Here is a 21092-nt window from a genome sequence, read left to right as displayed (position 1 = left end):
CTTATGCCAAAACAAAATGAATTTAAATATATATTTTCCTTATCTTTAAAAGGTCAAATCGATGTAATTCCAACTTCTTCTGGTATTTCAGAAGAAGTTGTAACAAAAATATCTCCATACTTTACACTGTTTTGCTTACGGTCTTCTTCGATTCTATCTAGTCCTTTAAGATTAGCAATAGGGTTATTAAAAATATTTAAATATGTAATATACCTTGAATTACCATGACCAAAATCTTTTTTTGTTTTACCCGACAAACCAGTATATGTTTGTCCTATTTCTTCTAATTTCTCTTCTTCTCACTCTCCCTGAAACCCCCTAAATCTTATTTTAGGTGTTTTTGAATTACCATCTGGGAACATTTTTTGTAAGAGAGTTTCTTTGAGTTGTTTGAGTTTATTGAGTTTAATTTCTTCTAGAGTTATTAGGTTGTCGATATTTTCTAAAAGTTTTCCTATTTTTTGTTGTTCATTGTATTTAGGTAAAAGTAATTGAAAATTAGATAAAACTTCCTTTGTTATAGTTTTTATTATTGCTCCTGGTGCATTATCTGATTCAATTTGAAATTTCTTTTTAATGATATGAGCTCAAAAAGTTTTATTGATTTTAGTTTTATAACCTTCGAAAACTAATATTGTTCTATCTATGTATGAATCATATTGCGAAACCGCCGTTCTCCCTATTGTGCCTTGTAATGAAACTAACACTGAACCTTTTTTAACAAAAACGCTCATCCGTTGTGCTGATAAACTAATTTTTTGCTTTGTTTTCGGTTCTAACTTCAAATCATCACCTATATCAAAAACTTGAACAAAAGGCATCAAATTAACACCATTATATCATTCTTCTTTTCCATAAGGTTGTGGAAAAGAACCCCTTCTGAAAGAAGATAAATTTTCTATTCTTTCCTCACTTCATTCTTCACCAAACCCTTTAAACCTAACTCTTGGAACTAAATTTTTTTTCATAATTACCTTTAATTTTTAAATTATATTAAATTTAATTATCAAATTAATATTATTTATTGAAATTCAATAATTTAAAATTCATTTCAATTAAGGATATAAACAAAAATAGAACAAAATTCTATTTGTTCTATTTTCTATATTTCACTTCTTCCTAATAAGTGGTTTGTTGTTTTTGGTGCTCTTCTTAATTTAACACCATCATTAATATCTGAATCTTGTTTAAATTTTGTAATAGGAATATCTATGTCAAAACTATTATCACCTTGATGTTCATATCCTATTTTTAAAATATGTAGTTTTAATTCATCATCAGAATTATCAAAACTCAATTCTACATTTGATGCAAATTCTAAAACATCATTTTCATCATTAAATACTAATGAGTTATTTGGGAATGTTAATTGATTTCCACCTCTTAATTGAATAAGGAAGTTATTTCTTGGGAATGTAATTAAGTTTTCTGGATTTTTGATTTTGATGAATGCTTGATGTTTTGCTTGACGTTGAATTGTACTTTCATTTTCATCTTTAAATAAATCTATATAAGCATCAAAAATTTCTAAGTTAACTTCTTTTAAGTGTCATAATGGATTTTCTTTATTAAAAGTTAAATCACTATTATCTTGAACTTTTAATAAAGGAAGAGAATCTAGATTGTCAATTTCTTTTCCATTTGTATTTAGTCTTAATTCTTTTAAGTATAAAGCATTAGGTTGAATTTCTTGACCTTCTTGTGGGATTATTTGTTCTGCGGGTGCAATAAATTGGTACTTGACAGTATCATTTTCTTGTACTTTTGTTAATTTAAATTCTTTAACTATGTTATTTTCTAATTTAAATGCAACTTTAGAATTAAAGTTTAAATCTATTGATAAACCATTATTTAATTCAAAATCAAATCTGTATGATTTTGAATTAACATCATAGGATCTATTGAATTTTTTAACTGAATTTTCTAGTTTTTGTAATTTGAATTCATGTCTTGGCATTCTGATTAATTCGTGATCACCTAATAAGATTTTATTAAATGAAACTGATTGTAAAGTTTCTGGTTTTCCTGTTACTTTTAGTTTTAATTTAACAGTTCTTGGTAAATTGTTGTTTTGGTCATCTTCTACCGAACTTCATTGACTAAATGGTATTTCATTAACTACAACACCATTAGGTATGTTATTGATATTTAATTTAATACTTCTATTTTCTTCTGGTTTAATTCTATAAATATCTAAATTAAAACTTAATTCATATTCTTCAGTTGATATATTTTCAATCTCAAGAGTTTCTTCGTTTATAACAACAACTGATTCATTTATTATAGAATTTTGTAATTCTTTTTTGAATTCCTCAAATTCATCTCTAAGTTTAAATTCTAAATTAAGGAATTGATTTAATGTTGCATTTGCATCATTATTAATTGTTTCTAGTAGTTTAATAAACTCTTTGTATTTGAAAGAATACTCTCTTGAATAATATACTGATGGATTGGTATTACCATATTCTATTATTTCATTTAATAAAGTTCTAGTTTTTAACAATCCTTGTGCTTGTTTAGGATCATTATTAGGATTTTGATCTTTTACCTTATTAAATGCCTCAATAACTTTTTTTAATTTTGCTTCTAATAATTCAATTTCATTCTTGAATCTATGGTTAGGTAAGTTTAATAATTCTGATTCTCTATTTTGTATTTGATTTTTTAATTCTTGAGCTTTTGAGATAACTATAGAATATTTTTTTGTATTTGTATCAGTAAAACTAGCAAAAACTTCATTTTTAGTTTTTAAATTATTTAATATTTCAGTTTTTTGATTAGTAAATGAAATGAATTCATTTTTTAGTACTTCAATGTCTTTGTTTGTAATATCATAAAATTCTAACTCTGGGAATTGAACTGGATAATGTCTTAAATTACCACTTGCATAACTTCTTGGAACTCATTTAAATTTAATGAATTTAGCAAAACTTGGTTCAAAATGAATAGTAACTAATTTCACGCCTTGATTATCATTATCTAATGAAGTGTATTCAGAAGAATTTAAAGCAGTACCATTATGACTACCAAAATCAGCAAAATTAATTTTATCTTGATGTTTTACATCTTTAAAATTCACTCCATCCTCTGAAACCTGAATTCTCATTTCTTCTGGTAAAACTAAACCACCTAAACTATTTGCAGCTTTGATATAAATATTTAATTGTGATATTAAAACATTTTCATCATTATTAACATTAAAAACAAATTCAGAAAGTTGATTGCTTTGATCTCTTTCTTTTTGATTTCAGTTATTTCAATATGAACCATCTGCTTTATCTTTATTTCCATCAATAAGTCTATCTAATAAATTAGTTTCTCCAGAACTATTAGATTTAGTTCTATCAACTGATAATTTAGTATTAGTTAAATTATTTCCAGGAGCAGCAGCATAATTTATATAATAAACTTTAAATGTAACATTTAAATTATTATTTATAGCATCTGTTGTTTGATTTTCATTACTTTGAACTAGTTGATAATTCACAGTGAAATTTTTCTGAATTATTTTATTATTTGACTCATTTGTTGTATTTTGATTAGTAGCTGTATATGTTTGATTTGGAACTAAAGAATATTGTTTTTCTTTATATGTAATTGTATTAGGTAAATATTTATTAATTTTTTCACCATTAATTAAATATAAATAAAGTTCTTTATTTTCCGGTAAGTTAACAAGTTCATTTTCTTGTATTTGCTCACTTAATCTTCTTGAATTAAATAAATTGTTTCTTAATATTGCTAAATCTTCTAAATTAGGTGTTACAGTATTTTTATTATTATCAATTTCTGGTGTTAAAGGATTTGGAACATTTATCTCAGTTACATTAACAGGAGCTGATTCTAAATTTCTTAATTGATTTGTATCAGATAAATAAATTCCTTTAACTGTATAATTTGTATTTTCAAAAACTCTAAAACTCATTAAAATACTTTGATTATTTGAATTTTCTTTAAATTCCTTTAAATGTAATTGTAAATTATGATCTGCATTATTATATTCAACTAAAATTGAATCTGAAATTTCATTAACATCATCTAGTGGTAGAGTTGATGATAATTCAAATGTAATTAATCTAAAATCATTTCTATTTTCATATTGTACTGAATTAGGATTCTGAGAAATACTAAATAATAAAGATGAATTATCTAGTTCTTCTTTGTCTTGCTGGGTTTTGTTCAATATTGTGTCTAAAGCATTAACTGCTTGATTTAATTTTTCTGTTAACTCTTCTTGGTTCGAATTATTAACATTTTGTGCTATTTCTAATGCAGTCAAAAGAGCAGATTCAATTCCTTGATTTAAAGAAGTCTTTAATTCTTTATATCTTTGTTTGTTTAATTCTTGTAAGTAATCTCTAGCTTGAGATATTTTTAAAGTTAATAAGGATTCTCTTTTATCATTTGTACCTGGTTTCTGTTCTGGTTGTGGATTAGGGGTAGGTCTTGGATTAGGATCAACAGGTTGTTCTGGAGTTGGACCCTTTGGTTTTGGTTCTACTTGAATTGGTTGTTCAGGTTCGGTTGCTTTATTAGATTTACTTGCAACTGAAGCAATAACTGCTATAGTGGTAATTCCAAGTATTGATGAACCTAAAATAATTGAAGCTAATTTAACTTTCTTTTTATCTTTTAAAAATTTGTTTACCTTTTCTTTTAAATCATTTAAATTAATGTTTTTCATAAATTTTATTATACTAAAATATAAAAAAAAGCAGTGCTAAGCACTGCTAGTTACATACGGATGTTTCCATTTGTTCTTGGATAAGGTATTACATCACGAATGTTATCAATTCCTGTTGCATACATAACTAATCTTTCAAAACCTATACCAAAACCACTTGATTGCATATGTCCAAATCTACGCAAGTCTAAATATCATTGTAATTCTTCTTGATTAATGCCTAGTTCATTGATTCTGGTAACTAGTTTATTGTAATCAGTTTCTCTTTGACTTCCACCTATTAATTCACCGATTCCTGGAACTAATAAATCAAATGCAGCAACTGTTTGTCCATCATCATTTTGATGCATGTAAAATGCTTTAAATGATTTGGGGAAGTTAATAATTACAACTGGTGATTTATATAAAACATCAGTTAAGTATTTTTCATGTTCACTTGATAAATCTAATCCAAAGTGAATGTTTTTTTCTTCAAAGCTATCTTTAACTTTTTCTAATTCTTTTAATGCATCTTTATAATCAATTATTTTTAGATATGAATCTAAAAATAAGTTTAATCTGTTTAATAATGTGCTATTTGATATTTTGTCTAAATATTCAAATTCAAATGGGTGTTGTGCTATGGTATTTCTTATTACTACTTTTAATAAATCTTGTGAAAGTTCAATGGTTTGGAATAAGTCATAAAATGCCATTTCTGGTTCTATCATTCAAAATTCAGCTAAATGACGCTTAGTGTTAGATCTTTCTGCTCTAAATGTAGGACCGAAAGTATAGATATTTTTAAACCCATTAGCATAACTTTCCCCATGTAATTGTCCTGTTACACCTAAAGTTGATTTATTACCAACACCAAAGAAAGGATCATTTGTGTTTTTATCACTAACTATAAATGTTTCTCCTGCTCCTTCTCCGTCATTGCTTGTGATGATTGGACTATTCATATAGTAGAAATTTTTATAAATAAAATATTTATGAATTTCTTGAGCCAGTGTTGAACGAATAAGCATAACTGCTCTTAAAATATTTGTTCTATGTCTGAAATGAGGCACTTCTCTTAATGTTTCAAGTTTAATTTCTTGATTTTGAATTGGATAATCATCATCTGATTTTCTAAATGAATGAAGTTTGGTAGCATTCATCTCAATAGGTTGAGGTGCATTAGGTGTAGCATTTAATGTTCCTGAAATAGCAATTGCTGAACCAGGTTTTAATGAATCTAATAATTCAAAATCAAATTCTTCACCTTTAAAAACTACTTGTAAGTTTTTAATAGTACTTCCATCATTTATTTCTAAAAATCTGATTTTCTTATTTCCTCTATTTGAAGCAACTCAACCTTTAACTTCTACATTTGTTCAAGTATCATAAAATACTGGTTTTAATAAAAACTCTTTAATTGTGTGCATAATAACTCCTTTGTTATTTTGAAATTTGAGTTCTGTTTATAGTAAATAATTTATTTTTTTATTTTGTGAATAACTTAAATAGCAACTCAAAATACAATAAAATTATATATAAAATCAATTATTATTTAATTAATCTGATTGTAAATTGGTCACTTACAAAGTTATTATTTGGTTTTACAGTTAATTTATTATCAATTATTTGACTTGTAAGTGGAATTATTTCAAAATCAGCAACTAAGATTTGATTTTGTCCTTGCATATCAATTGATACATTATTTAACTTAATTAATTGTGATTGATTTATAATTGGTGGATTATATTTGTTTTTAGTTATTTCTAATACTTGATTAAAGAAATTACTTAAGTTAGTCTTTTCTAATAAAAGTTTAGTTTTTTCTTTAAAATCATTTGTTTGATTAATAGTTTCAACTAATTCTTGTAAATTAGTATTCTTATCTTTAAAACCAAAATATCTATTAAAAATTTCTAAGTTTTTAAATGTATCTGGCATTGATTTAATAAATTCTTTGTATAAATTATTTTCTAATGTAAATCCTGATATTCAATTATTTAAGATTGCATTTTTGTAAATACTTTCGTTGCTTGCTGATTTATTGAATTTTGCAAGTATTTTATATTGAATCATATTTAGAGCATTAAAAGGAGTAGTTTTTTGATTAGATGGACTTCCTTCTGTTTGACCATATAATACTAAATATAACTCATGATTAGTAGTATCATATAATTTTAATGAATTATCAATATTAAAGTATTGACTTAATTTTGTATTATTAAATGGAATTTTATATAAAGTTTTTGCTCCGAGTGAAGCATCTAGATCATCAGTATCTTTAAAATCTTGAAATTCTTGATTAATTTGATTAATTGTAGCTGATCTCCCTGTATTTGTTAAGGTTATAATATTGGTTAAATCAATATTATTTGGATTTTTTATAGAAAAATCACTTTCTTGTCAAAAATTATTAACAATAATTGAATATTCTTTTGATAAATTTTCATTAGATTTAAATTTAAAATTAATTCTTAATGAATTATTGTCAATAGTTGTATAGTTAATACTATTTTTATCAATGTCTAAATTGTCAAAATTGAAATCAAAGTTATTTAATTTAAATCTATTATTATTTGCTGTTTTTAAATTTTTAAATAAGAATACAAGTGGATTTTTTTGAAATTCCTCTTTATAAGATTTTATTCATCATTTATTTATGTTAATAAAGTTTTGTTCAGTTAATAAATTATTTAAAGTTTCATTCGGTATGGTTCCCGTGTTTGAAGTTAACCCAGTATTAATATTTTTTTCTATTTCAAAACTTTGACTATAACTTATTATTTTATTTATATTAAATGAATTAAGAAGTTTTTCATTATCTCAAACAAAAGTAATTGTTTTATTTTCTTGATTAATTTCTTTATGTTTTAAATAAATGATTTCTTGATTTTGTGAAACTTCTAGTTCTAAAGTAGTTGGTTGAACATTGTATTTTAATAATTCAAAATAATTTAATGTAATCAATTGACTAAATCCGTTATTAATAGATTCATTATCGATATTTAATATTTCTTTATCAAATTCAGGTCTTGTTTGTTTTAAGATTAATTTTGTTGTATCAATATTTGATTCTGGATAAATCCTTTGTTCATTACTTACTATTTTTTGTAAATAATAAGAAGTATTCAAATTAGCATTCTCAATGACAAATTTATAACTTCCATTTGTTTCTTTAGTTACATTTAATCTAAACTCTCCACCTAAATCATTGTTAATTATTACCTCTGGATTTTGTAATTCACCTGTTAAATTAAATGAACCTTCAATATTTTGTCCATTAACACTAAACATAAAGTTTGAATACTTTACAGATGAGTCTGTTGTATTTAAAATTAATGAAACATTATTAGATTTATTTAAAGCAAAGTCAAGAAAATCATTTGCTCCTTGTTCTCTAAAATGTATGGAATCAACTTCAAATTGTTTATTTAGTAATATTTCAACTTGTGGATTATCTAATGCACTATCTTCTGAATCATATTCATCTGTAAGCGGAATAACTATATTGTTTAAATTAGGTGTTGTGCTTTTTTGATAATTAAATAAAACATAAGTTTTTTCAGAAGTTTCTTTATCATTTAGAACTAAAACTCCTTCATAAACTGAATTTGGAAGAAAATGATTAACTTCTGTATTAAAACTTAGTTTAATATTTTTGTGAACTTCTGAAGTATTTAACTCGTAATCTAATGTTAATAAAGAAGGTTTATTTGCTTCTGGTTGTTTTGTATTAATGATAAGAGATTGAATTGGTATGTCTTGGCCATTGACACTTAATTTAAACACTTCATAAAGTGAATTTTCTTTCAAAGTGTTTAAATTAAAACTTATGTTATTAAATTCTATATCATTGTTTTTATTAATTTTATATTCAAGAACATTATCGCTTTCTAAAACAAATAATGTAAATTCTAAATCATTATTAGAATTTATTGGTTTGCCAAACTCAACATTAATTGTATTATCATCAACATTATGTAATAATGTTTTAACTACATAGTTATACTCAGATTCTTCTGTTGTTGGATGATTTATAGAAGGGTCATCAGAAGGTGCAGGTTCCTTTTGATCTGTGGGTTTATCAACTTGAGGGTTTGTTTGTGTATTAACTCCAGGTGATGGATTTGGTTTAGGTTCAGGTTGTGAACCTGGTTCTTGAATAGGTCCTTCTGTTTTGGTTTCTTTCTTTGTATTAAAAGTAGTTGTTGTATCATTCTTTGCAAGAATTATAATTTTATTCTTGTTTTCATCGTTAAACAACTCAATTTTTTCTAGTTCATAAGTTTGATTTTCTTTTATATTTACATTATCAATTAATAAAATATATTCATCTATTTTATTATGTGTTTTTATATTTAATTGAATTAGATTATTAGTTTCTATTTCTTTTAAATGAATAATACCTTGATTAAATTTAATTTCAGAATTTTGAGTTGTAAATTTTATAATAACTTGATTTTCTTTTAATATCGATGTTAAATTACTAAATTCTAGATTATCTATTTTATTTTCTGGTTGTTTACAACTTATTGAAAAAGTAAAAGAGACCAGAGAAGAGTTTAACAGTATTGTATATAATATTTTATTTTTGTTTTTCATATCTAACCTTCTTAATTTATGAAAAAATAGCAAACGAGTTGCTATTTATGTTTATTTTATTAAACTTCTTTTGATAATTTAATTAACATATCAAAAGTTTTTGGTTCATTAATTGCTAACTCTGAAAGCATTTTACGGTTAATTGTAACATTTGCTTTTTTAAGACCATTGATAAATCTTGAATAACTCATTCCTTGAGCTCTTGTTGCAGCGTTAATACGTGCAATTCATAATTTACGGAAATTTCTTTTAACTTGTTTACGGTCTCTAAATGCATATGTTCATGATTTAATAACTGCTTGTTTTGCAACTTTATAACCTATTGATTTGTGACCAAAGTATCCTTTTGCTAATTTTAATCATTTTTTACGTCTTGCTCTTGTAACTGTTCCACCTTTAACTCTTGCCATATTTATTTTCCTTTCTTACATATATTTATATGAATCTTGTATGAAAAATTAATTTAACAAGATTAAATCAATGCTTTAAATCTTTTAAGATCACTTTTTGACATTAGAGCAGATTTACGAGATTGACGTTTTTGTTTTGTTGATTTATTTTGAGCTAAGTGAGAACGATATGCTTGTTCTCTCATAACTTTACCAGTTCCTGTGATTTTAATACGTTTTTTTAACGCACTTTTTGTTTTCATCTTTGGCATTTTATTCTCCTTCTTGTGAATCTTCGGTTTGGTTATTTCCTTGATTCTTTTCTTTTAAGTATTTGGCGATTTTTATTTTATTTGGTTGGAGATTCATGTCTAAGAAACGTTCATTAACTAATTTTGGTTCTGTTGTTTTATCTGCTATATTTTCTACTTGAGTAAAAAACTTGTTTAAAACATTTTCACCAAGATCTTTACGACCTATTTCACGTCCTCTTAATTTTACTGAAACCTTAATACGGTCTCCTTTTAAAAGAAATTCACGTGCCTTTTTACTTTTTGTTAGTAAATCATTTTCACCAATCATTGGTGTTAAACGAATTTCACGATTTTGGATTGTTGTTTGTTTTTCCTTATTTTCTTTTTGTTTCTTTTTACGGTCATATTTAAACTTACCGTAATCTAATATACGTGCAATAGGTTTTGGATCTACACTAATTAAAACTAGATCCATTTTTTCATTTTTAGCTAATTCTAATGCTTCAGACTTAGTTAATACTCCTACCTTTTGTCCATCACTACCTAAAACAAATAGTTTTGGATAAGGTATATCATTATTAACATAATGTTCTGAAGTTGGTTTTTTTCTTTTGTCTTGAATAATAATAACTCCTTAAATAATTAAAAAGCTTGACCGCTCTCCTACTAAAAAAGGTATCAGAAGTATGATACATTTAATTGTAGCTAAACCCAAGGATATGTCCATCAGGTGAGAAGTGATTTCTACTTTCTGCAATTAAATAAATTTATTGCTTTTTAATTTTATCAAATACTAAAATATTTGTGTGTAAATATACAAAACTTTTAATCTTATAAATTAGGAATAAAAGTACTTTTTAAAAAAAAAAAAAATAATTTTGTTAAATTAAATAAATACTTTTTTTAGAAATTATTTAAAAATAAAATCCTTTAATTTTCAGACAATTAATGATATTATTTATTATATATATATATATATATATTAAATGAGGTTAAAATGAATATAAAAAAAGTTAGAAAACTCACTTGATGAAGTCTTGGTTTAAATATAGCAATGCAAGTTATTTTAATAGGATTTTTAGTAATATTAATACTATCAATTTTAAGTGCAGAAACAAACTATTATAATGATGATAATTCATTACTTGATAGAGTTGATAGAAATACTTCTGATCCTTCTCTATCTATTACTAGTTTATCAATTCCTATTGCAATTCTTGGTGCACTTGTATTTTTTTGTGGGTATAGCAAATTTAGTCATTAATATTATTATAATTAAAAATATTTACAAGGAAGAAGAATTAGAATTGTATTTTATATTTTTAGTAGTAGGGTTTTTCTTCCCTATTTTCACATTAATATCTTTAATTCTTATTTTAGTTAAATTAAAAAATATTGAACAAAGAAACGAACCACAAATGGAAACAATATAATTTTATTTGTTTCTTACTTAATTCATAAAAAAAGACGAATTTCACTGTTTTATAGTGTTATTCGTCTTTTTGTTATTTTTGTTTACTATGTATAAGGATTAATATCCGCCTTTAGAATCTTTACCTTCTACAATTGCAACTGAACGACTTGTTCCAAATCTGGTTGCACCTGCTTGATACATTTTAATTAAGTCATCCATATTTGAAATTCCGCCTGCTGCTTTAATTAATAAAGAGTCTCCGCAAACACTTTTCATTAATTCAACATCTCTTAAGTTTGCACCACGGAAACTAAATCCAGTTGATGTTTTAATAAATTCAGCACCTGATTTCATTACAATTTCAGTTGCTTTTTTAATTTCTTCTTCAGTTAATAAAGCAGTTTCAATAATAACTTTTAATATGTGTGTTCCACACGCTTCCTTAACTTTTTTAATATCATTTAATACGTATTCATAATCACCTTGTTTGAAACGTCCGATATTAATAACCATATCAATTTCATCAGCTCCATGATCTATAGCTAGTTTGGCTTCGTGAGCTTTTGATTGTGTAATCATTGAACCAAGTGGGAAACCAACTACACTTGTTATCCCTACTGAAGAACCTTTTAATTTTTCTGAAACATATTTAACTCATGAAGAATTTACACAAACTGTTTTAAAGTCATATTTTTTTGCTTCATCAATTAATTTGTTTAATTCTTTTTCTGTTGCTTCTGGTTTTAAATATGTATGATCAATCATTTTATTGTAATTCATTTTATCTCCTATTTCATTCTGTCTAAAATTACTTGGTTTTCTACTTGCTCTTGATTTATACGATATCCATTTTTTAATTCTTGAATAATACTTAAATCAATTTTACTTGATGAATAAAGTGTAAATAACACATCACCTTTTTCAACTTTTTCATTTGTTTTTTTGTTAATTGTAATTCCTGCTTCAAAATCAATTGAATCTTCTTTTGTTTTTCTTCCAGCACCTAATTTCATTGCTACAATTCCGAAAGTTAAACTATCAAAGATTTCAACATATCCCAATTTATCTGATTGCACTTCTAATTTATATTTAGGGTTTCAAAAACTTGGGTTTTTAAGTGCTTGAACATCACCGCCTTGTGCTTGAACAAATTCATAGAATTTATCAAGTGCTTTTCCGTTTTTAATAACTTCATCAATTTTTTGAATTGCTTCATTATGATTTTTAACTATTTTTGCTTGTTCTAAAATAGTTGCACAAGATGAATAAACTAGTTCATTAAAATCTTTTGGTCCTTTACCTTGTAGTGTTCTAATTGCTTCAAGAACTTCATTTTTATTACCAATTTCACATCCTATTGGACGGTTCATATTTGTTATTTCTGCGCGAACATCAACATTTAATTCTTTACCTATATTAATCATTGTTCTTGCAAGGTTTCTAGCACTTTCAATTTCTTTCATAAAAGCACCATTTCCACATTTAACATCTAATAAAATTGCATCTGAACCAGTTGCTAATTTTTTAGACATTATAGATGAAGCAATTAATGGTATAGATTGAACGGTTCCTGTTACATCTCTTAAAGCATATAATTTTTTATCTGCTGGAACTAATTTTGAACTTTGTCCAATAACTGCTATTTTGTGTTCTGTTACTTGTTTTATAAAATCTTGATAACTTACTTCAACATTAAAACCTGGTATAGATTCAAGTTTATCTATAGTCCCTCCTGTATGTCCAAGTCCTCTACCACTCATTTTTGCAACAGGAGCTCCACATGCTGCTACAATTGGAGCTACAGCTAGTGTAGTTTTATCACCTACACCCCCGGTTGAATGCTTATCAACTTTAATTCCTGGGATAGCAGATAAATCCATAACTTCACCTGAATACATCATATATTTTGTCATTAATGCTATTTCTCTTGAGGTCATAGAATTAAATAAAACCGCCATTAAAAAAGCACTCATTTGATAATCAGGTGTTGAACCATCCACATAACTATTAATAAGAAATCTAATTTCTTCTTCAGTTAATTCTTGATTTAATCTTTTTTTATCAATAATATCAACTACACGCATATTATTTTGCTAAATTTAAAGCAATCTCCATCATTTTAGTAAATGCTGTTTGACGTTCTGCAGATGATGTTTCTTCTTTAGTTATTAAATTATCACTTATTGTTAATAAACATGCTGCTTCTTTCCCAGTTGCTTCTGCATTAGTAAATAAAGCATATGATTCCATTTCAACACAAATTGATTGAGTATCTTTAATTCTTTGTTCTAAAGGAACTACTGAATAAAATACATCTGATGAATGAACTCTTCCTTCATGTAATTTTGTTCCTAATTTTTGAGCAATTTCTTTAATTTCTTTGTTTAAATTGCTTGATGGTAATGAAATATTACCTGTTTTTCCTAATGCTATTCTTCTAAAAGCATCACTATCTGCAAAAGCTTCAGATGCTAGAACAACTTCATATAGTCCTAAGTCTTTTACATATGAACCTGCTGAACCAATTCTTATGATTCTATCAACATCATAAAATTTGAATAATTCGTATGAATAAATTCCTATTGATGGACATCCCATTCCGCTTCCTGCAATTGTTACAGGTTTTCCTTTATATGTTCCAGTAAACATAAACATGTTTCTTACTTCATTTACTTGAATATAACCTGGATCTAAAAAGGTTTCGGCTATATATTTGGCTCTTAATGGATCTCCTGGCATTATTACTGTTTTAGCAATATCTTCTTTTCTTGCTGATATATGTGGTGTTTTCATTTATAATCCTCCGAATTTAAATATTAATAAATTTTTATTATTTGTAATAATCGTCTTAATTCTAACACTTAATAAATTTATGTGTATTTTTTTGCTTATAAATCTTTAAAAAAATTAGAAATAAAATAATTATTTCCATATTTTTCCATTATTATGCTTTTTTAATTATATTTTTATATTTTATTAATATAAAAATTTCTGTGTTATAATTATTTAGCACTAAATGGAACAGTACTCAAGAGGCTGAAGAGGCGGTCCTGCTAAGACTGTAGGGGAAGCAATTCCCGCGGAGGTTCAAATCCTCTCTGTTCCGCCATTTTTTTATACTTTTATATCCCCTCATTTTTATACTTTATATTTTTTTCATTTTATAATTTCAAATACCTTATAAAAAAAGATCAAAATTAAATTTGATCTTTTTTGTTATATTTTTTTATAAAATCATTTAATCAGTTTGTATCATTATCTCCTAGATTAAAAATAGCTTTATTCTTAACACTTTCAAAACAATTTGATGTTAGTCCTGAAAATTTAGCTACATTAAACATTGTTTCATCATTATCAGCATCACCAAAACAAATTGTTCTATTTAAATCTAAATTATATTCTTTAGATAATCAAGTTAATGAATTACCCTTTGATGCATTAATCCCCATAACATCTAAATAAGGTTCTTCTGATATAACTCCATATAATTGAGATTGTTTTTTTATATACTTTAATAATTCATTTCATTTTGTTTCATCATTACTTCTTCTGATTACTAAAAATTTACAGAATATTCAATTATTTATTTCTAAAGAAAAATTCCCTTCAGCATAATTTTCAATTCCTATTCTTTCTGGATATTTTTTATTTATAAAAAAATCTGTTTTATTTGTATTATAACCATATATTTTATCTGGAGTATAAACTAAAAAATCATATTCTCATTCAACTAATTTTTTATATAAATTAATTCCGGTTTCTTGATGTATATTAAAATATTTAATAACTTCGTTATTATGTTTAATAATTGAACCGTTTGCAAAACTTATCGGAAGATTTGTTGGTATATCTTTAATAATATTTTCTGCAGTAAATCATGGTCTACCTGTTGAAATAATGATTTTTTTATTTAAAGATTTCAATGTGTTTAGTGATTGTAATTGTTCATTCGATAACATTGATTTTTTATTTAATAAAGTTCCGTCTAAATCAAATACAAAATTATCAACTGAATCTAAATCAAATGAAATTTCTTTAATTCTTAAAAAAACATACGATTGTGTTTTTTGAATATCTAAAACATTAACTATAGCTTCCTGATTGTCATCATATAAAACAATTATTTTGTTTATATAATCATTTTTTCAAGAAGGATTATTGTCTAATTTAATATGATTAGTTTTATTTATAAAATATTCAGGGCAATAAAATCTTCTAAACATTAAAATAACTCCATAATATTATCTATTTCCTCTTGACTTAGTTCTGTTTTATCTTTTAATATTGATGTAATTTCGTCATTTTTTGCAATATTTTCTTTTAAAATATACTTTCTATTAGTAATATTTAAAAAGGATTGAAACGAAATAAAGAATGTAGAAATTGATGCTATTAAAGACATTGCAAAGAAAAATGCCATTGTTTGTTTTGGAAAATCATTTCATCTAATTGAATATAAGTTTAAAACAACTATTGATGAAGAAATGAATATAGACAAAATACTCAACAAAATAAATGTTAAACGATATATAATGAATTTTTTATAAATCATTTTTTTTGATAATTGAATTTTTATATGTAAAGCTTTTTCTTTCATATTATTTTTTTTCATTATTTTCTCCTTTATTTAAATCTACATTAACATTTAATAAAACACTTGATTTGTATCTATCTGTTTCTAAAATTTGCAATGCTCTTTTATATAACATAAACTGATTTTGTTCATGAGTTCCATTATAAATATATAGTTTTGACATATAAATAGTTTTTTCAAAAACTAAAATATTGTATTTTCTTTTATAAAATAGAAATCTTGTATTAATTACAAAAAATGAAATAACTCCAGAAATCAAACCCACTGCAGAGTTAATTATGGTTGTTAGTAAAATATAATTAGTACTATCATTAAAAAATGGACTAAAATAAGGATTATTCCCTGGATAAGCATTTGCTCCACCAGGAAAGTTTTTATTATTTCCTGCTAAAAACTGTAAAGCTATATAACTAATATATAAAGCAGTAAATATTGAAACAGAATTTAATAAATAATAAAATACACCATAAACTCATTTTTTAATTCTAGTTTGCTTTACTATTTTTTCATATAACTGAATTGGCTTTAAATGATTTCTTTTCATTATTTTGCTCCTTTTTTTAGTTCTGATTTAATTATTTCTGATATTGCTAATTTTTGTTTTTTTGTTCCTTTTTCTCATAATGTATCAATAATAGTATCTAAATCTTTGTCTGTTATCAAATTAGAATTATGCTTAATTTCTAAATATTTAATAGTATTTAAAATTCTTTTATATTTAACTGTTTTATCATTATGTTTCATAATTGATAAAACAATAGTTAATATAAATGATAATAAAATAAAGATTACTAGAACTAACAAAAGCACAAATGATACAGAAGTTAAAACATCTGGATTTTTATTACTTAATTGAACTAAAATAACTAAAACATAAATAGCTGTAGAAATCGAAGCAATAGATAAAAAAGACACAATAGTAGATATTATTGCATCCAAAATAGAATATAGTTTTAATGTCTTCTTATCTCTTTCTTTCTTTTTTTGTAATTTTTCTAGGATTAAATTCATAGTATATTTATTTTACATTAAAATATAAAAATTATTCCATTTAAAAAGGTTAAATAACTATTATATTGATATAATAAAAACATGAAAAAATTAGCAATATTTAGTGATGTGGATGGAACCATCTATCCTTTTCCAAGTAAAGAATTATCTGAAATTAATCAAAATAAAGTTAAAGAAGTAGTATCAAAAGGAGTTGAATTTGTAATTAATACTGGTAATGGACCATATCAAAAAATACAAAAATTAGCAGCTTCACTTGATGGTAGATATATTATTTGTTCTAATGGTGCACTTATTTTTGATAATGAAACTAAAGAAATATTAAATATAGAATATATACCATTAACAGAAGCACAAAAAATTTGAGATTTAGCTGATGAAGTTGGTATTGGACTTTATTATTTTGGTACACATCAATATTATTTAAAAAATCCCGCAAAAGAATTTAAAGAATTTATTACTAATTTTTGTGAATACAAAGAATGAATTGAAACAGGAATAATTCCAAATGATTTACATAAAATTGAAACTTATGGAACAAAAGAAAAAATGAAAGAATTTTATGATAAAGCTATCCAAAGAAATATAGATCTTAATATAGTTTTATTAGATTCACACATTGAAATAACAAAAACAGGAATTTCAAAAGGTTCAGGAGTAAAATGATTGTGTGAAAACATTTTAAATACAAGTATTGAAAATGTAATGAGTATCGGTGATAGTCAAAATGATATTTCAATGTTTGAAATCGCAGGTTATTCATATGCTATGGAAAACACTGATTCATATTCAAGGAAATTTGCTAAATACTTTACTTCTACTGTAGAACAAAATGGTTTAGCAGAAGCTATTGATGATTATTTATATAGAAGTGATTTTGAATTAAAAAGAGCAATTTCTCAAGGTAAAATTAAGAAATAAAATAAAAACTCCGTAATTAAATTCGGAGTTTTTATATATATAAATTATAAAAATTCTATGGGGCGGTCGACGGGATTCGAACCCGCGCATGACGGGACCACAACCCGCTGTGTTAACCGCTTCACCACGACCGCCATATAATGAATTGCATTTATTATATCAAAAATATTTTTTTTATAAATATTATTTACTAATAATTAAAAATATCATCAAATAAAATTGATGATATGTTAGTTAATATAATCTTCATAAGATAAAAAATTAGATATTTAATAATTTGTAGTTATTACTGTTTATTTGACTTTGTATTCGGATATAAATATTTTTTAATATTAGTTTTTTTATAGCATTAATAAAGTTTTCTATAAAATTGAAATCTATTTGGTTGTTTTTTGTTGGAAGTGAAATAAATGAGTCTTTAAAAGTTTTATCTATATCCCTGACAAGAATATTTTTTAATTTTTGTTTTAAGTTATTTAGCATTACATTAAAAAATAAGAAATTTATACTATTCAAATTTTTATCTAAAAAACTCTTTGGTTTTATCTTTCTTACAAATTGACCTGCATACCAGGGTCTTTTTCTATAAAAGAAATCTAATTGCAAAAGTCCTAAACTTCATGTTTTTTGCTCATTTAAATGTTCATTATCTATAAAACCTGTAAAAGATAATATACCTTGGTTTATTGAAGTTCTAGTAACATAATCAAATTCTATACCATCCTTTAATGAATCTTTGTTAAGACTGCTTGTAGAATATATTTCAAACAAATCACCAATCCTATATTCTCCTCATTGAATATCTTTAAATTTATTTATTGCTTCTTGTTCTAATGTAGATAATGAATAATTATTGTTTGTTTGTTTGTTTAAATACTCTTTTAATTTATTTAAAGATTCTTGTTTAATCAAAGAAATATACTTTTCCATAAAATCAAAATCTATTTGATTATTTTTTGTTGGGAGTTTAATAAAATCATTTTTTACTTTTTCTCAACCCGATTTGTTTCCTCAGTCATATTTTGCATATACAGTATTTAAAACACAGACAATAAATGGATGAATATTTTTTATATTAATTTTTTTATCTTTAAACCTAAATGCATAACTATCTTGTAAAACAGTAAAATCATATGGTTGATAAAATGCTCTTCCTGTTCCATTTGCAGTAGCACTAAAAACATTTTTTAATATAGTTGCATTTTTTCTATTTACATATCTTCCTATTTGATTATTAGTTAACAATGCAGTTGTAGCGGGCAAATCACCAGGTTCTACATTTTTATAAATATTATTTGTTTTTATTTTTTCAAATAAATCACCAATCCTATATTCTCCTCATTGAATATCTTTTAATTCATAATTCAATGAGGAATTTACTTTTTTATCATTTCATCTAAGTCTTTATTCTTTAATAAATTAGTAATTTCTCAATTTAAATAATCTACAACTGTTTTTTGAAAGTCTCCAAAAGTTGGAATAGTATTAATTGGTTTAGATTGATTTCAGTCTGCACCATTTGTTGGATCTATTTTTCCTTCGAAATATTCATTTTCTGAAAATAAATTTAATTTTGTTTTTCCAAAACGAACTAAGTCTGCTATCTCTTGATATCTTAAAGAAGCATTATCAATATCTTTTAAATTATTTGTAGATTTTCTTCTATTGGTTCTTTGATATCCATCATTTGTAAAATCAATAAACTTAACCATTTCATCTTTATGATGAGGTTCATTTACTTTAAAAACATAAATGTATGTTTGAACAGAAGATTTACCTATAAATATATCAACTGGCATTTTAATACTTGCTAATAATGTATGTTTTTTTAAAATTTCTTTGTTTATATCTTTTGCTTTTCCAGACCCAGCTGAACTCTGAATAATAATTGATGCATAACCTGATTTTTGCATATTCAATGCTCTTTTTACGAATATCATTCCATTTCCTTCTTGAGAATATGGAGGATTTAATAAAAATGCAGTAGCAGGGAAATCTTTGTCAGTTTGACTAAAACCATATTTTCCATCAAAATCTAATAGTGAGTCCATATTTAAAATATTAGAACTTCCATCACCCATTAAAATCATATTTAAAATCGCTAACATATAAACATTAGGTAATAATTCTAAACCTAGTAGTTGTTCAGCACGAATGGAATTAATTTTTTGTTGTAATTTTTCTGGAGAATCTTTTATCTTTTCTTTTGCGTCTAAAATCATTTCATTCATTGCTGCAACTAATAAACCGGCACTTCCAGTTGCAAAATCTCACACATAACTATCTTTATTAATTCTTGCTAATTTAACCATCAATGTTGCAACATATGATGGTGTTAGAACAACATCATTCAGTTTGTCTTGACTAAAACCAAGTCATGAATACATTTCATTAAATAATTTACCTGTAAAATCAATTGATAAACCTTGTTTATAATATTGTCCTAAATCATCATATATTTTATTAAAAATTCTTTTTAATTGACTTTCACCATTTACTGTTTTATTAATATTTTCAGAAAGTAATGTATTTTTTAATGTTCTAATAATCAAATCTGTTTTCTTTTGAGGAAGTGATTTTTGTTTTAAAAATGCTTCAATTTTTCGAATAATTATTTCACCATCTGTATTCCCTTCTTCAGTAGAAGATATTAAATCAGACTTTTCTAATGGAACAACTTTTCCTTCTATGCCTAGTGTTGCAATTATAGATGCAGATACTAAATAAATTCTATCTGTTTCTGATAAACCATTTTCATTTGCATAAATTTCATTATTTAATTTGGTTAAACTTGCAGTTATTTCTTTTTCTCTTTGATTTTGTAGTTTTTCTCATTCTTCTTTTGTCAATTTAGTTTTTTGGACTTCGAAAATAAAATGATCAAAGTTTTCTTTTTTCATAAAAGAAAAATCTGAATATTCTCCGATTTTTTTCCCATAACCAAGATTTTCATTTGATACATAATAAACTGACATTTGATGTTTTAATTGACCTAACTTGTCTTTATAACCTGTCATTCCTATTGCAATAACGTTTTTATAACTAGTATAATGTAAAATTGCATTTGCATAATGAACTGCACCGTTTACTGCATAATTCTTAATATTATTATAGTTATTTTCATTAGTTTTTGTTTTATTTTCAACTTTATTATCTGAATCTAATTTAACTAACTTATCTTTATAACCCTTGTATTCAATTAATACTGGATAAAGAATATTATGTTTATCTCTGACAAACAACT

18 protein-coding genes and 2 tRNA genes are annotated in these 21092 nt (G+C 24.8%); 3 read left to right on the top strand and 17 right to left on the bottom strand.

What is annotated here, in order from left to right; genetic code table 4:
- The 7 genes from T405_RS03985 to infC all read right to left on the bottom strand — a co-directional run.
- The coding region (locus T405_RS03985; protein WP_036430140.1) for a restriction endonuclease subunit S at positions 1 to 968 on the bottom strand (968 nt) is incomplete at its 3' end.
- Positions 969 to 1102: 134 nt separating this feature from the next.
- Positions 1103 to 4684, bottom strand: a complete 3582-nt coding sequence (locus tag T405_RS00830) for a hypothetical protein (RefSeq protein ID WP_036430138.1) — start codon at positions 4682 to 4684, stop codon at positions 1103 to 1105.
- A gap of 50 nt (positions 4685 to 4734) precedes the next feature.
- Positions 4735 to 6093: an asparagine--tRNA ligase gene (gene asnS / locus T405_RS00825; RefSeq protein WP_036430136.1), complete on the bottom strand. Its 1359-nt coding sequence runs from the start codon at positions 6091 to 6093 to the stop codon at positions 4735 to 4737.
- 121 nt (positions 6094 to 6214) lie between these two features.
- Positions 6215 to 9265: a hypothetical protein gene (locus tag T405_RS00820; RefSeq protein ID WP_036430134.1), complete on the bottom strand. Its 3051-nt coding sequence runs from the start codon at positions 9263 to 9265 to the stop codon at positions 6215 to 6217.
- A gap of 59 nt (positions 9266 to 9324) precedes the next feature.
- Positions 9325 to 9675, bottom strand: coding sequence for a 50S ribosomal protein L20 (gene rplT, locus T405_RS00815; protein ID WP_036430133.1), 351 nt, complete (start codon positions 9673 to 9675; stop codon positions 9325 to 9327).
- A 62-nt stretch (positions 9676 to 9737) separates the two neighbouring features.
- Complete coding sequence (gene rpmI, locus T405_RS00810; RefSeq protein ID WP_036430131.1) at positions 9738 to 9926, bottom strand: 50S ribosomal protein L35; 189 nt, start codon at positions 9924 to 9926, stop codon at positions 9738 to 9740.
- 1 nt (position 9927) lies between these two features.
- Complete coding sequence (gene infC, locus T405_RS00805; protein WP_084271891.1) at positions 9928 to 10530, bottom strand: translation initiation factor IF-3; 603 nt, start codon at positions 10528 to 10530, stop codon at positions 9928 to 9930.
- 375 nt (positions 10531 to 10905) lie between these two features.
- On the opposite strand from infC, the gene T405_RS00800 reads away from it, so the two are divergent.
- Positions 10906 to 11172, top strand: coding sequence for a hypothetical protein (locus T405_RS00800; protein ID WP_036430127.1), 267 nt, complete (start codon positions 10906 to 10908; stop codon positions 11170 to 11172).
- 267 nt (positions 11173 to 11439) lie between these two features.
- Here the strand turns inward: T405_RS00800 and deoC are convergent, their stop codons facing one another.
- The 3 genes from deoC to deoD are packed head-to-tail and all read right to left on the bottom strand — an operon-like array spanning position 11440 to position 14115.
- Positions 11440 to 12102 (bottom strand): deoxyribose-phosphate aldolase, encoded by a 663-nt coding sequence (gene deoC, locus T405_RS00790; protein ID WP_036430123.1) that lies wholly within the window; start codon positions 12100 to 12102, stop codon positions 11440 to 11442.
- A gap of 8 nt (positions 12103 to 12110) precedes the next feature.
- On the bottom strand, positions 12111 to 13406 hold the full coding sequence (locus T405_RS00785; RefSeq protein WP_036430121.1) for a pyrimidine-nucleoside phosphorylase: 1296 nt from the start codon (positions 13404 to 13406) through the stop codon (positions 12111 to 12113).
- Position 13407: 1 nt separating this feature from the next.
- Positions 13408 to 14115, bottom strand: coding sequence for a purine-nucleoside phosphorylase (deoD, locus tag T405_RS00780; protein WP_036430119.1), 708 nt, complete (start codon positions 14113 to 14115; stop codon positions 13408 to 13410).
- 225 nt (positions 14116 to 14340) lie between these two features.
- On the opposite strand from deoD, the gene T405_RS00775 reads away from it, so the two are divergent.
- Positions 14341 to 14431: transfer RNA gene (locus tag T405_RS00775), tRNA-Ser, on the top strand.
- An 88-nt stretch (positions 14432 to 14519) separates the two neighbouring features.
- Here the strand turns inward: T405_RS00775 and T405_RS00770 are convergent.
- The 4 genes from T405_RS00770 to T405_RS00755 are packed head-to-tail and all read right to left on the bottom strand — an operon-like array spanning position 14520 to position 16927.
- Positions 14520 to 15545, bottom strand: coding sequence for a Cof-type HAD-IIB family hydrolase (locus tag T405_RS00770; RefSeq protein ID WP_051619512.1), 1026 nt, complete (start codon positions 15543 to 15545; stop codon positions 14520 to 14522).
- Positions 15545 to 15934, bottom strand: a complete 390-nt coding sequence (locus T405_RS00765) for a hypothetical protein (RefSeq protein ID WP_036430117.1) — start codon at positions 15932 to 15934, stop codon at positions 15545 to 15547. Before T405_RS00765 ends, T405_RS00770 begins: the two co-directional genes overlap by 1 nt.
- Positions 15921 to 16460, bottom strand: coding sequence for a DUF4231 domain-containing protein (locus tag T405_RS00760; RefSeq protein WP_036430114.1), 540 nt, complete (start codon positions 16458 to 16460; stop codon positions 15921 to 15923). The genes T405_RS00765 and T405_RS00760 overlap by 14 nt, the downstream gene beginning before the upstream one ends.
- A complete protein-coding gene (locus tag T405_RS00755; protein ID WP_036430112.1) occupies positions 16460 to 16927 on the bottom strand; it encodes a hypothetical protein in 468 nt (155 codons plus the stop codon). The genes T405_RS00760 and T405_RS00755 overlap by 1 nt, the downstream gene beginning before the upstream one ends.
- A gap of 81 nt (positions 16928 to 17008) precedes the next feature.
- On the opposite strand from T405_RS00755, the gene T405_RS00750 reads away from it, so the two are divergent.
- Positions 17009 to 17848, top strand: a complete 840-nt coding sequence (locus T405_RS00750; RefSeq protein ID WP_036430110.1) for a Cof-type HAD-IIB family hydrolase — start codon at positions 17009 to 17011, stop codon at positions 17846 to 17848.
- 58 nt (positions 17849 to 17906) lie between these two features.
- Here T405_RS00750 and T405_RS00745 read toward each other — a convergent pair.
- From T405_RS00745 to T405_RS00735, 3 genes are all read right to left on the bottom strand, one after another.
- Positions 17907 to 17982, bottom strand: a tRNA-His gene (locus tag T405_RS00745).
- A 127-nt stretch (positions 17983 to 18109) separates the two neighbouring features.
- The gene (locus T405_RS00740) at positions 18110 to 19216 is read right to left on the bottom strand and encodes a restriction endonuclease subunit S (protein ID WP_036430108.1); all 1107 of its coding nucleotides are present in this window, start codon (positions 19214 to 19216) and stop codon (positions 18110 to 18112) included.
- Positions 19217 to 19224: 8 nt separating this feature from the next.
- On the bottom strand, positions 19225 to 21090 hold the full coding sequence (locus T405_RS00735) for an HsdM family class I SAM-dependent methyltransferase (protein WP_258408951.1): 1866 nt from the start codon (positions 21088 to 21090) through the stop codon (positions 19225 to 19227).
- Positions 21091 to 21092: the final 2 nt, after the last annotated feature.

The sequence above is a fragment of the Mycoplasmopsis felis ATCC 23391 genome (assembly GCF_000701865.1).
In the GTDB taxonomy this organism is placed as follows: Bacteria; Bacillota_I; Bacilli_A; order Mycoplasmatales; family Metamycoplasmataceae; genus Mycoplasmopsis; species Mycoplasmopsis felis.
The sequence above is the reverse complement of the archived record's forward strand: the minus strand, read 5'-3'. Positions and strand labels throughout refer to the sequence as shown.